The following is an 11,672-nucleotide window of genomic DNA, read 5'->3' as shown; positions in this document are numbered from 1 at the left end:
CCGTCAGAGGAGGAGAGATGTCGAACGACCCCCAGTCGGTCCAGGGCCAGGACCTCGATCATCAGGGCTATAGCGTCCTGATCATCGAGGACGACTTTCGCATCGCCGAGATCCACCGCGCCTTCATCGAGCAGAGCGAGGGCTTCCGAGTGGTGGGCATGGCGCGCTCCGGGGCGGAGGCCCGCACCCTGCTCACCGATGGTGGGGAGGCGGTCGATCTGGTGCTGCTCGACGCCTACCTGCCCGATGTCGAGGGGCTCGAGCTGCTGTGGCTGCTGCGCCGCGACTACCGCCATGTCGACGTGGTCATGGTCACCGCCGCCCGCGAGGTGGAGACCATCGGCGAGGCGCTGCGCGGCGGCGTCTTCGACTACCTGATCAAGCCCGCCGAGGCCTCGCGCATGGCCCAGATGCTGGCGCGCTTTCGCCGCGAGCGCGAGGCCCTGGCCGCCCGGGAGGAGATGAGCCAGGAGGAGCTCGACCGGGTGCTCGGCCGCGGACCGGAGATGCCGGACAGGGGCCGGCGCCAGCTGCCCAAGGGCATCGACCGCCTGACCCTGCGGGCGGTGGTGGAGGCGCTGGACGCCTCACCGACGCCCATGGCCGCCATGCAGGTGGCGCGGGCCATGGGCGCGAGCCGCTCCACAGCGCGGCGCTATCTGGAGTTTCTGGTCTCGGTGCAGGTGGTGGAGGCGGAGCTGGGCTATGGTGATGTGGGCAGGCCGGAGCGCCGCTATCGGCGGGTCGGCGACGCTGCCGCCTGGTGCCAGGAGGGGTAGTCGCCCGGCCGTGAGCAGAATGGACACAATGCCCACAACGCACTTTTTCTTCATTATGTTCACAAGGTTGTGATCCCTGGCGCCGCTCCTCTAACGTTCGCCCCGTAGTGCCATAACAACGAACCCGCCTAGAGGAAATCGCCATGACTGCCAGGTTTACCGCCAAGAGCCTCACCGCCATCGTCCTGCCGCTGGCCGCCCTGACCGGCTTCAGTGCCGCCGCCCAGGCCGACGACTGGACACCGACCCGCAACATCGAGTTCATCGCCCCGGCCAACCCCGGCGGCGGCTGGGACACCCTGGTGCGCACCGTCTCGCGGGTGATCCAGGAGGAGGGGCTGGCCGAGCGCAGCTTCGGTGCCATCAACGTGCCGGGGGGCGGCGGGGCCGTGGCCTGGGCGCAGATCGCCCGCGACACCGGCAACCCCCATAAGCTGTTTGCCACCAGTCCGCCGATCATCCTGGTGCCCCTGGCCGGCACCTCGCGCTTTGACCACACCGACTTCACTCCCGTCGCGCGGCTGATCACCGACTACTCCATCATCCTGGTCAAGGCCGACGCACCCTACGAGGACCTCAACGAGCTCTTCGAGGCGATTGCCGAGAACCCCAGCCTGAGCATCGGCGGCGGCAGCGCGCCGGGCTCCATGGACCATATCTCCATGGCCGGGGTGGCCGCCGCGGCCGGCCTCGATGCCGCCAGCGTCAACTACATCCCCTTCTCCGGTGGCGGTGAGGCCATGACCAACCTGATGGGCGGTCACGTGGCAGCGGTGATCACCGGTGCGGGCGAGGCCTCCGGCCAGCTGGGCGAGGGCAGTGGCCTGCGCCCTCTCGGTGTCTCCTCTCCCGAGCGGCTGGGCGGCGTGCTGGCGGATATCCCCACCTATCAGGAGCAGGGAATCGATTACACCTTCGACATCTGGCGCGGCGTGATGGGCACTCCGGACATGCCCGAGGAGGCGGTGGCCTACTACGAGGCGCTGTTCGCCGAGATGCTCGAGACCGATGGCTGGGAAGCAGCTCGCGACCAGCTGGGCTGGATCGATGCCTACCAGGACAGTGAGGCGTTCGGCGCCTTCCTGGACGAGCAGAAGGAGCAGTTCAGTACCATCCTCGGTGACCTCGGCCTGCTCGGCGGCTGACCCCTCCACCCCTCTGTCTCACCGCTTGCCCGGGAGCCTGGCTCCCGGGCGGGCCCGTCCCCATGTGTCGGCACTGCGGTGCCGTCGGGCAGGTTCCTATGACGCGACTCAACTCCAACCAGATCATCGCGCTGCTGCTGGCGCTGTTCTCGGTGGGCTACCTGGCCATGGCCTGGCAGATCCCCCAGTTCCCCCTGCCGCGCCCCATCGACTCCGACCTCTTTCCCAAGGTGCTCGGATTCACCCTGCTGGGCCTGGCAGTGCTGCTCTTCTTCGAGGCGCCCGCCGCCGGCGAGCCCCAGCCCGACGGCGACTCGGCCGAGTCCAGTGAGACGCTGCTGCTGCGCCCCTGGTCGCGGGTGGTGGTGACCGCCATCGCCCTTGCCGCCTATGCGCTGCTGCTGGTGCCGGTGGGCTTTGTGCTGGCCTCCACGGCACTCTGCTTCGGCCTCGGCTGCTACTACGGCTATCGTCGCCACGCCGTCAACCTGGCGACCTCGCTGGGCGTGGTGCTGACCCTCTACCTGACCCTGACCCGGGTGATGGGCGTCTACCTGCCCACCGGCCTGCTGCCGTTCTGACCGGCGAGAGAGTGATTCCATGGATGCCTTTAATAACCTGATCTATGGCTTCAGCATCGCGCTGGACCCGATCAACATCTTCTACGTCTTCGCCGGGGTCTTCGCCGGCACGGTGATCGGCATGCTGCCGGGGCTCGGGCCGATCAGCGCCCTGGCGCTGATGATCCCGCTCACCTTCGGCATGGAGCCCTCCTCGGGGCTGATCCTGATGGCCGGGGTCTATTACGGCGCCATCTTCGGCGGCTCCACCTCCTCGATCCTGCTCAACGCGCCCGGCGTGGCGGGCACCGTGGCCACCTCCTTCGACGGCTACCCGCTCGCCAAGCAGGGCCAGGCCGGCAAGGCCCTGGCCATCGCTGCCTACGCCTCCTTCATCGGCGGCACCATCTCCATCATCTTCCTGATGCTGGTGGCACCGCTTCTCGGCCGGGTGGCGGTCAGCTTCGGTCCCGCCGAGTACTTCTCGCTGATGGTGCTGGGGCTTACCGCAGTGGTCTCGCTCTCCGACAAGTCGCTGGTCAAGGGGCTTATCGCCGCCGTGGTGGGGGTGATGATCTCCATCATGGGCATCGACCTGCAGACCGGCACCGAGCGCTTCACCTTCGGCACCGTTCATCTGCTCGACGGTATCGACTTCCTGGTAGTGGCGCTGGGGATCTTCGCCCTGGCCGAGGTCTTCTACATGCTGCTCAGGGGCGGCGGCGGCAAGGAGCAGCCGCGCAACGCCATCGGCTCGCTCAGGCTCACGAAGCAGGAGGTCAGGCAGATCGCGCCGCCCATCGGGCGCAGCTCCATACTCGGCTTCTTCACCGGGGTGCTGCCCGGGGCCGGCGCCACCATCGGCTCCTTCCTCGGCTACAGCATGGAGAAGCGTCTGGCCAAGGACGGCGACACCTTCGGCAAGGGCAACATCAAGGGGGTGGCGGCGCCGGAGTCGGCCAACAATGCCGCCTGCACCGGCTCCTTCGTGCCGCTCTTGACCCTCGGCGTGCCCGGTTCCGGCTCCACCGCGGTGCTGCTCGGCGCCCTGCTGGTGATGGGGGTCTCCCCCGGGCCTGCGATGCTGGTGGACCGCCCCGACGTCTTCTGGGGCGTGGTGGCCAGCATGTACCTGGGCAATATCTTCCTGCTGGTGCTCAACCTGCCGCTGATCCCGCTGATCGCCAAGATCCTTGACCTGCCGCGGCCGCTGCTATTGGCGCTGATCCTGATCTTCTGCATGGTCGGGGTCTACGGCATGAGCTTCAGCGTCTTCGACCTGCTGCTGCTGCTCGGCTTCGGCCTGCTGGGGCTCGGCATGCGCCTGTTCGGCTTCCCGGCCGCACCGCTGATCCTGGCGTTGATCCTCGGCAGCATCATGGAGGAGTCCATGCGCCGGGCGCTGCAGATCTCCGGAGGCGACTGGTCGATCTTCATCGACAAGCCGATCTCCCTGGCGCTGCTGGTGGTGGCCGCGCTCTCTCTGACCCTGCCGCTGCTGCGCAAGTTCAGGGCCCGCTGACCCCTCCGCCTGGCCGCCGTTCGCGGGGGCGCCGGCCATGCCGGCGCCCCCGCGTCGTTGTACCTGGGCTCTCGGCGCGCGGCACGTCCGCCGCGCACTGACCTGGCGCAAGGGGGCGGGCACGACGCACCGAACGGTGCATGGCGGCGCCCTCGGTTGCACCGAGGCGGTGCGTCAAGCACGCTGCTGCGCCGCACCAACTGGTGCCAACTGATTGTCTTGGAACGTCTTTATCGCGAATGGCCCGCTGTGGCGCACCCCTTGCAATGTCTCCTTGTCCCACCACAACGACCCCCTTCGGGGAGCAAGGAGATTCTCGTGACCCCTTCCCATCGCAAGTCGCTGCCGCTTCGTCCCCTGACCGCCGCGCTGCTGACCGCCTCCCTGCTGGGCGCCGGCGGCCAGGCCCTGGCCGACGACGACCCCATCAAGGTGGGCATCCTGCACTCGCTCTCCGGCACCATGGCGATCAGCGAGACGGTGCTCAAGGATACCGTGGAGATGCTGATCGATCAGCAGAACGCGCAGGGCGGCCTGCTTGGCCGCCAGCTCGAGGCGGTGGTGGTGGACCCCGCCTCCAACTGGCCGCTGTTTGCCGAGCGTGCCCGGGAGCTGCTCGCCCAGCATGAGGTGGACGTGGTCTTCGGCAACTGGACCTCGGTGTCGCGCAAGGCGGTGCTGCCGGTGTTCGAGGAGCTCAACGGCCTGCTCTTCTATCCGGTGCAGTACGAGGGGGAGGAGTCCTCCGAGAACGTCTTCTACACCGGCGCCGCGCCCAACCAGCAGGCCATCCCCGCGGTGGAGTACCTGATCAACGAGATGGGCATCGAGCGCTTCGCGCTGCTCGGCACCGACTACGTCTATCCGCGCACCACCAACCGCATCCTCGAAGCCTTCCTCAAGGAGGAACACGGCATCGCCGACGAGGACATCATGGTCAACTACACCCCCTTCGGGCACAGCGACTGGCAGAACATCGTCGCCGAGGTGCGCCGTTTCGGCAGCGAGGGCAAGCCCACCGCGGTGGTCTCCACCATCAACGGCGATGCCAACGTGCCCTTCTACCGGGAGCTGGGCAACCAGGGGGTGGACGCCGGCGACATCCCGGTCATCGCCTTCTCGGTGGGCGAGCAGGAGCTCACCGGCATCGACACCGCCCCCCTGGTGGGCCACCTGGCCGCCTGGAACTACTTCATGAGCGTCGACACCGACGCCAACTACGACTTCATCGACGCCTGGATCGAGTGGACCGGCGACGAGGAGGCGGTCACCAACGACCCCATGGAAGCCCACTACATCGGCTTCAACATGTGGGCCGAGGCGGTGCGCAAGGCCGGCACCACCGACCCCGACGCCATCAAGGACGCCATCATCGGCGTAGTGGTGCCGAACCTCTCCGGCAGCTACGCGGCGATGATGCCCAACCACCACATCACCAAGCCGGTGCTGATCGGCGAGGTCCAGGACAATGGCCAGTTCGACATCGTCTGGCAGACCCCCTCCACCGTGGTCGGCGACGCCTGGTCCGACTTCCTGCCCGGCTCCCGCGACCTGATGGCCGACTGGCAGGCGCCCATGCGCTGCGGCAACTTCAACGTGGCCACCGGCCGCTGCGGCGGCAGCACCGCCGCCGAGGAGGCCGAGGCCGCCCTCGCCGAGTAACGCCCGCTCCCGGCGTCGCACCAAGCGCAAGGCGCCGGGGACAGGTCGAAGAGGGGGTCCTATGCCAGGGATGGCATCGGTAGCGCCCAGGGATGGGTTTACAGCGCCCCCTCGCAGGCCTGTCGCCGGAACAGCCTGCCAGCTGCGATGGCCCTGTGCGGGGCGCACGCCCGCTTTACCCACTTAGTGACTCCCTAATGCAAAGGACGAACCCATGAGGCGTCTCCTTTTACTCTGGCTGCTGGTGCTGCTGGCTCTGCCGCTGGGCGCCCAGGCCCAGCCCGCGGCCGACGATGCCGCCGCCATCGAGCTGCTCGAGGCCCTGGACGTCGACAGCTTCCCCGCCAAGGGCCGCGCCATCGAGGTCATCGTGGCCAGCGACGACGAGCGCGCCCGAGGCTGGCTCCAGGCCCTGCTCGACGGCCGCCTGCAGCGCGCCGACGACGGCCGCTTCGTGGTGGTGCTGGACAACCGCGGCCGCGACTGGCCGGTGGAAGATGCCCTGACCGGCGAGGCGCTGGGCGAGATGTCCCGCCGCGATCTCGACCGCATCGGCATCAACAACGCCCTGCGCAACCAGCTGCGCAGCGCCATCGCCGTGGTAGATCTCTACTCGGCGGACCTCGCGCTGCGCCGCGCCTCCGCCGAGCGGCTGCTGGGCGAGGTGGACGTCGACCTGGCCGGCCCCCTGGCGGAGGTGATCGAGGGCGAGGAGGACGCCCGGGTGCGCCGCCGCCTGCTCCAGGCGCTCGCCATCCATCGCCTGGAGCAGGGCGAGGTGGCCGCCGTGGCCGACCTCGAGGGCAGCCTGCACTCCCGGGTCCGCGTCGCTCTCAATCAGGCGGCCAACGGCGACGACCCGATGCTGGCCGACGCCGCCCGCAACGCCTTGAACCAGATCGAGCAGATGCTCAAGGTCAACCGCGCCGCCGAGACCCTCTACTTCGGGCTCTCGCTCGGCTCGGTACTGGTGCTGGCGGCCATTGGCCTGGCCATCACCTTCGGGGTGATGGGGGTGATCAACATGGCCCACGGCGAGCTGATCATGCTCGGCGCCTACACCACCTGGATGATGCAGCAGCTGCTGCCCGGCCAGCCGGGCCTGGCCCTGGTGCTGTCGGTGCCCGCCGGCTTCCTGGTAGCGGCGCTGGCCGGCATCGCCATCGAGCGCGGGGTGATCCAGTTCCTCAAGGGGCGGCCGCTGGAGACCCTGCTGGCCACCTTCGGCATCAGCCTGATCCTGCAGCAGCTGGTGCGTACCCTGATCTCGCCCCAGAACCGCACCGTGGTCTCCCCGGAGTGGATGAGCGGCTCCATCGCCGTCAACGACGCCCTCTCGCTGACCCTCAACCGCCTGGTGGTGATCGCCTTCGCCCTGGCGGTGTTCGCCGCTCTGGTGCTGATCATGCGCCGGACCCGGCTCGGGCTCGAGGTGCGGGCGGTGACCCAGAACCGCGCCATGGCGCGCTCCATGGGCATCCGCGCCACCCGGGTCGATATCCTCACCTTCGCCCTGGGCTCCGGGGTGGCGGGGCTCGCCGGGGTGGCGCTCTCCCAGCTCACCAACGTGGGGCCCAACCTGGGCCAGAGCTACATCATCGACTCCTTCATGGTGGTGGTGTTCGGCGGCGTCGGAAACCTCTGGGGCACCCTGGTGGCGGGCCTGTCGCTGGGGGTGATCAACCAGGTGCTGGAACCCTGGGCGGGCGCCGTGCTGGCCAAGATCATCGTGCTCGTCTTCATCATCCTGTTCATTCAGAAGCGCCCCCGCGGACTCTTCCCGCAGAAGGGCCGGGCGGCGGAGGGCTAACCGATGCATTCCACACACTTCTGGCTGACGCGCCCCTTCGCCGAGCGCTCGACGCAGCTCTTCCTGGCCGTGCTGCTGGCGGCCATGACCCTGGTGACGCTGCTGCACCTGGCCGTGCCCCAGGGCCACCCGCTCTATGTCAACGCCTATACCGTCAACCTCTTCGGCAAGTACCTGAGCTATGCGCTGCTGGCCGTCGCCGTGGACCTGGTGTGGGGCTATCTGGGCATCCTGAGCCTGGGTCACGGCGCCTTCTTTGCGCTGGGCGGCTACGCCATGGGCATGTACCTGATGCGCCAGATCGGCGACCGCGGGGTCTATGGTGATCCCGTGCTGCCGGACTTCATGGTGTTCCTGAGCTGGGAGAACCTGCCCTGGTACTGGCTCGGCTTCGACATGGCCTGGTTCGCCTTCCTGATGGTGCTGCTGGTGCCCGGCGCCCTGGCGCTGGTGTTCGGCTTCCTGGCCTTCCGCTCCCGGGTCACCGGGGTCTATCTCTCCATCATCACCCAGGCGCTCACCTTCGCCCTGATGCTGGCCTTCTTCCGCAACGAGATGGGCTTCGGCGGCAGCGACGGCCTGACCGACTTCCGCGAGATCCTGGGCTTCAACCTGAGAAGCAACGAGACGCGCCTCGGGCTCTTCCTGGCCAGCGGCGTGGCGCTGGCCCTGGGCTATGTCGTGTGCCGAGCCATCGTGGGAAGCAAGCTCGGCCGGGTCTGCGTGGCCACCCGTGACGCCGAGGCGCGCACGCGCTTTCTCGGCTACCGGGTGGAGCGCTTCCAGCTCTTCGTCTTCGTGGTCTCGGCCATGCTGGCGGGGCTCGCCGGCGCCCTCTACGTGCCCCAGGTGGGGATCATCAACCCCAGCGAGTTCTCGCCGCTCTTCTCCATCGAGATCGTGCTCTGGGTGGCGCTGGGCGGCCGGGCGACCCTCTACGGGGCGGTGATCGGGGCGATACTGGTCAACTACGCCAAGACCTATTTCACCGGCGCTATGCCCGACGCCTGGCTCTTCGCCCTCGGCGGGCTCTTCGTGCTGGTCACGGTCTTCCTGCCCAGGGGCGTGGCGGGGATCCTCGCCTATCGCCTGAAGCGTCGCCGAACGGGCGATGACGCCGGCGCGTCCGGCAATGAAAACAGCGCCACCGGCTCGGAGGTGACCCCATGAGCTTCCTGAGATCCCTGGCCGACCGCGATCGCGTCTTCGACTTCCTGGTGCCGACCGCCTCGCCGGTGGACGTGCGCCACGGCCCGATCCTCTACCTGGAGGACGTCACGGTGAGCTTCGACGGCTTCAAGGCCATCGACAACCTCAACCTGACCATCGACGACGGCGAGCTGCGCTGCATCATTGGCCCCAACGGCGCCGGCAAGACCACCATGATGGATATCATCACCGGCAAGACCCGCCCCGACACCGGCTCGGTGTGGTTCGGCAGCCGCCACGACCTGCTGACGATGAACGAGCCGGAGATCGCCAGTCTCGGCATCGGCCGCAAGTTCCAGAAGCCCACGGTCTTCGAGGCGCTCAGCGTGTTCGAGAACCTGGAGCTGGCCATGGCCGCCGATAAGCGCATCCTGCCGACCCTCACCGCCCGCATGAGTGGCGAGGTGCGCGACCGCATCGAGGAGGGGCTGGCCACCATCGGCCTCACCGCGCTGCGCGACCGGCCGGCGGGCATCCTCTCCCACGGCCAGAAGCAGTGGCTGGAGATCGGCATGCTGCTGATGCAGCGCCCGCGCCTGCTGCTGGTGGACGAGCCGGTGGCCGGCATGACCGAGCAGGAGATGGAGCGCACCGCGGAGCTCTTGACCGGCCTTGCCGGCAAGCAGTCGGTGGTGGTGGTGGAGCACGACATGGGCTTCGTGCGCTCCATCGCCCGCCAGGTGACGGTGCTTCACCAGGGCAGCGTGCTGGCCGAGGGGACCATGGACCAGGTGGCCAGCGACCCCAGGGTGATCGAGGTCTACCTGGGGGCCGAGGCCGACGAGGAGATGGCGTGATGCTCAGGATCGACAAGCTCAACCAGTACTACGGCGAGAGCCATACCCTCTGGGATCTCGACCTCGAGGTGCCCGCAGGGGAGTGCACCTGCGTGATGGGCCGCAACGGGGTGGGCAAGACCACCCTGATGAAGGCGATCATGGGCGAGGTAACAGTGGCCTCCGGCAGCCTCCGCTACGCTGACGACGTGGAGCTGACCCGGCGGCGCGTCGAGGAGCGTTCGCGGCTCGGCATCGGCTATGTGCCCCAAGGCCGCCAGATCTTCCCGCTGCTCAGCGTGGAGGAGAACCTGCGCACCGGGCTCGCCGCCCGGGGCGACGGCCGCAGGACGATTCCCGAGCGCATCTATGAGCTCTTCCCGGTGCTTCAGGAGATGAGGCACCGCCGCGGCGGCGATCTCTCCGGGGGCCAGCAGCAGCAGCTGGCCATCGGCCGGGCGCTGGTGCTCGAGCCGCGGCTGCTGATCCTCGACGAGCCGGGGGAGGGCATCCAGCCCAATATCGTCACCCTGATCGGCGAGGTGATCCGCCGGCTGATCGCGGAGGACGGCCTCACCGTGCTGCTGGTGGAGCAGAAGCTGCCCTTCGCCCGCAAGTACGCCGACCGCTTCGTGATCATGGACCGCGGCCGGCCGGTGGCCAAGGGGCCCATCGACGAGCTCTCCGATGCGCTGATCAGGGAGCACCTGACGGTCTAGGCGTGAAACGCCGAGCATCGAGGCGCCTCCTGTGGTTCATGGGGGCGTCTTGCACCTTTCTGGCCTGCCCGCCCGTGCGCCTGCACCTGCAAGGTGCGCGGCGGCCTCCGTTGATGCACCGCGAGGGGGCGTGCATGCCGTCAGCCTGGTACCGGCATTCATTTCAACTTTATGAATGATAAGGGAAATATATCCCTCTCCCCATTCTGGTACGCCCCTTGCTGAAGACTGGTCAGAGACGCCACCGCACGAGTCGCCCATGACCGCCTTCGAGCCTACCCTTGCCCCCCCGCCGCCGGCATCCGGCCACCGCTTCGATGCCGAGCGGCGCTGGGAGGCGACGCTTGAGTTGAGTTTCGCTGCGCGGGGCGGGGCGACGCGGCTGACCCGGGCGCGCCATTGCGGGCCGCTGCGGGTGCAGCGCCCCTTCTATCCGGAGGGGCCTGCGGGCGTCTGCCACCTCTACCTGCTGCACCCGCCGGGGGGGCTGGTCAGCGGCGATGCGCTGACCATCTCGGCGCGGGTCGAGGCGGGCGCCCAGGCGCTGCTCACCACCCCGGCGGCCAACAAGCTCTATCGCGCCGACAGCCACGGGGTGGCCTGGTGTCAGGCCACCCACCTGGAGGTCGACGATGGCGGCACCCTGGAGTGGCTGCCCCAGGAGACCATCGCCTTCGACGGCTCCCGGGGGGAGCAGAGCACCCGGATCGACCTTTCGGGCACCGCCCGCTGCCTGGGCTGGGAGGTGCTGGCCCTGGGGCGCCCGGCAAGTGCGCTGCCCTATCGCTCGGGGCGCCTCGAACAGCGCTTTCGCCTCACCCGTGACGGCAGGCCCCTGTGGCTGGAGCGCCAGCCGCTGGACCCCGCCCACCCGCGCTTCACGGGGCGCTGGGGGCAGGGGGGCGCCAGCGTCCAGGCGACCCTCTGGGCGGTGGGCCTGGTTGAGGCGCCCGAGGCCATCGAGGCGCTGCGCGACGCGCTTCCCGCCTCGCCCCGCTGGGCGGTGACCCTGCGCCACGGCGTGCTGCTGCTGCGCTACCTGGGCGATGAGCGCCGCGAGGCCTGGGCGCTCTGCGAGGCCGCCTGGCGAGTACTGCGCCCACGGCTGCTGGGCCTCGAGGCCCAGATCCCGCGCATCTGGCTGACCTGATTCCCCACCTTCACCGACGAGACGACGCCATGGAACTGACACCCCGCGACAAGGACAAGCTGATGCTCTTTCTGGCCGCTCAGCTGGCCGAGCGCCGCCGCGCCCGCGGCCTGAAGCTCAACTATCCCGAGGCGGTGGCGCTGATCAGCTTCGAGATCATGGAGGGCGCCCGGGATGGCCGCAGCGTGGCCGACCTGATGAGCGCCGGCCGCGAGATTCTCGGCCGCGACGACGTCATGGAGGGGGTGGCTGAGATGGTCCACGAGGTGCAGGTGGAGGCCACCTTCCCCGATGGCACCAAGCTGGTCACCGTCCACACCCCAATCGTCTAAAACTGGCT

11 protein-coding genes are annotated in these 11,672 nt (G+C 68.7%); all 11 read left to right on the top strand.

What is annotated here, in order from left to right; genetic code table 11:
- Nucleotides 1-17 precede the first annotated feature (17 nt).
- The 11 genes from NHL60_RS12315 to NHL60_RS12265 all read left to right on the top strand — a co-directional run bounded on the left by NHL60_RS12315 (nt 18) and on the right by NHL60_RS12265 (nt 11,664).
- Nucleotides 18-779 (top strand): response regulator, encoded by a 762-nt coding sequence (locus NHL60_RS12315; RefSeq protein ID WP_253443675.1) that lies wholly within the window; start codon nt 18-20, stop codon nt 777-779.
- Between the two features lie 143 nt (nt 780-922).
- Entirely contained in the window at nt 923-1,924 is a 1,002-nt protein-coding gene (locus NHL60_RS12310) for a tripartite tricarboxylate transporter substrate binding protein (RefSeq protein WP_253443672.1), read from the top strand.
- 98 nt (nt 1,925-2,022) lie between these two features.
- The gene (locus NHL60_RS12305; protein ID WP_253443669.1) at nt 2,023-2,505 is read left to right on the top strand and encodes a tripartite tricarboxylate transporter TctB family protein; all 483 of its coding nucleotides are present in this window, start codon (nt 2,023-2,025) and stop codon (nt 2,503-2,505) included.
- A 19-nt stretch (nt 2,506-2,524) separates the two neighbouring features.
- On the top strand, nt 2,525-4,006 hold the full coding sequence (locus tag NHL60_RS12300) for a tripartite tricarboxylate transporter permease (protein ID WP_253443666.1): 1,482 nt from the start codon (nt 2,525-2,527) through the stop codon (nt 4,004-4,006).
- Between the two features lie 369 nt (nt 4,007-4,375).
- Nucleotides 4,376-5,668 (top strand): urea ABC transporter substrate-binding protein, encoded by a 1,293-nt coding sequence (urtA, locus tag NHL60_RS12295; protein ID WP_253452170.1) that lies wholly within the window; start codon nt 4,376-4,378, stop codon nt 5,666-5,668.
- 214 nt (nt 5,669-5,882) lie between these two features.
- Nucleotides 5,883-7,478: an urea ABC transporter permease subunit UrtB gene (gene urtB / locus NHL60_RS12290; protein ID WP_253443663.1), complete on the top strand. Its 1,596-nt coding sequence runs from the start codon at nt 5,883-5,885 to the stop codon at nt 7,476-7,478.
- A gap of 3 nt (nt 7,479-7,481) precedes the next feature.
- Nucleotides 7,482-8,648: an urea ABC transporter permease subunit UrtC gene (gene urtC / locus NHL60_RS12285; RefSeq protein ID WP_253443660.1), complete on the top strand. Its 1,167-nt coding sequence runs from the start codon at nt 7,482-7,484 to the stop codon at nt 8,646-8,648.
- A complete protein-coding gene (gene urtD, locus NHL60_RS12280; protein ID WP_253443657.1) occupies nt 8,645-9,484 on the top strand; it encodes an urea ABC transporter ATP-binding protein UrtD in 840 nt (279 codons plus the stop codon). Before urtC ends, urtD begins: the two co-directional genes overlap by 4 nt.
- Nucleotides 9,484-10,182 (top strand): urea ABC transporter ATP-binding subunit UrtE, encoded by a 699-nt coding sequence (urtE, locus tag NHL60_RS12275; protein ID WP_253443655.1) that lies wholly within the window; start codon nt 9,484-9,486, stop codon nt 10,180-10,182. The genes urtD and urtE overlap by 1 nt, the downstream gene beginning before the upstream one ends.
- A 259-nt stretch (nt 10,183-10,441) precedes the next feature.
- Entirely contained in the window at nt 10,442-11,332 is an 891-nt protein-coding gene (locus tag NHL60_RS12270) for an urease accessory protein UreD (protein ID WP_253443652.1), read from the top strand.
- Nucleotides 11,333-11,361: 29 nt separating this feature from the next.
- Nucleotides 11,362-11,664 carry an urease subunit gamma gene (locus NHL60_RS12265; protein WP_110068086.1) on the top strand — a complete coding sequence of 101 codons (303 nt, stop codon included), beginning with the start codon at nt 11,362-11,364 and terminating at the stop codon, nt 11,662-11,664.
- Nucleotides 11,665-11,672 lie beyond the last annotated feature (8 nt).

Source organism: Halomonas sp. Y3 (assembly GCF_024137965.1).
Taxonomy (GTDB): domain Bacteria; phylum Pseudomonadota; class Gammaproteobacteria; order Pseudomonadales; family Halomonadaceae; genus Halomonas; species Halomonas mongoliensis.
The sequence above is the reverse complement of the archived record's forward strand: the minus strand, read 5'-3'. Positions and strand labels throughout refer to the sequence as shown.

What these genes read in the sequence shown, in the direction of transcription:
- urtE (WP_253443655.1), top strand. Translation starts at nt 9,484, where the DNA reads ATGCTCAGGATCGACAAGCTCAACCAGTACTACGGCGAGAGCCATACC.
- urtB (WP_253443663.1), top strand. Translation starts at nt 5,883, where the DNA reads ATGAGGCGTCTCCTTTTACTCTGGCTGCTGGTGCTGCTGGCTCTGCCG.
- urtC (WP_253443660.1), top strand. Translation starts at nt 7,482, where the DNA reads ATGCATTCCACACACTTCTGGCTGACGCGCCCCTTCGCCGAGCGCTCG.
- NHL60_RS12310 (WP_253443672.1), top strand. Translation starts at nt 923, where the DNA reads ATGACTGCCAGGTTTACCGCCAAGAGCCTCACCGCCATCGTCCTGCCG.
- NHL60_RS12305 (WP_253443669.1), top strand. Translation starts at nt 2,023, where the DNA reads ATGACGCGACTCAACTCCAACCAGATCATCGCGCTGCTGCTGGCGCTG.
- NHL60_RS12300 (WP_253443666.1), top strand. Translation starts at nt 2,525, where the DNA reads ATGGATGCCTTTAATAACCTGATCTATGGCTTCAGCATCGCGCTGGAC.
- NHL60_RS12265 (WP_110068086.1), top strand. Translation starts at nt 11,362, where the DNA reads ATGGAACTGACACCCCGCGACAAGGACAAGCTGATGCTCTTTCTGGCC.
- urtD (WP_253443657.1), top strand. Translation starts at nt 8,645, where the DNA reads ATGAGCTTCCTGAGATCCCTGGCCGACCGCGATCGCGTCTTCGACTTC.
- NHL60_RS12315 (WP_253443675.1), top strand. Translation starts at nt 18, where the DNA reads ATGTCGAACGACCCCCAGTCGGTCCAGGGCCAGGACCTCGATCATCAG.
- NHL60_RS12270 (WP_253443652.1), top strand. Translation starts at nt 10,442, where the DNA reads ATGACCGCCTTCGAGCCTACCCTTGCCCCCCCGCCGCCGGCATCCGGC.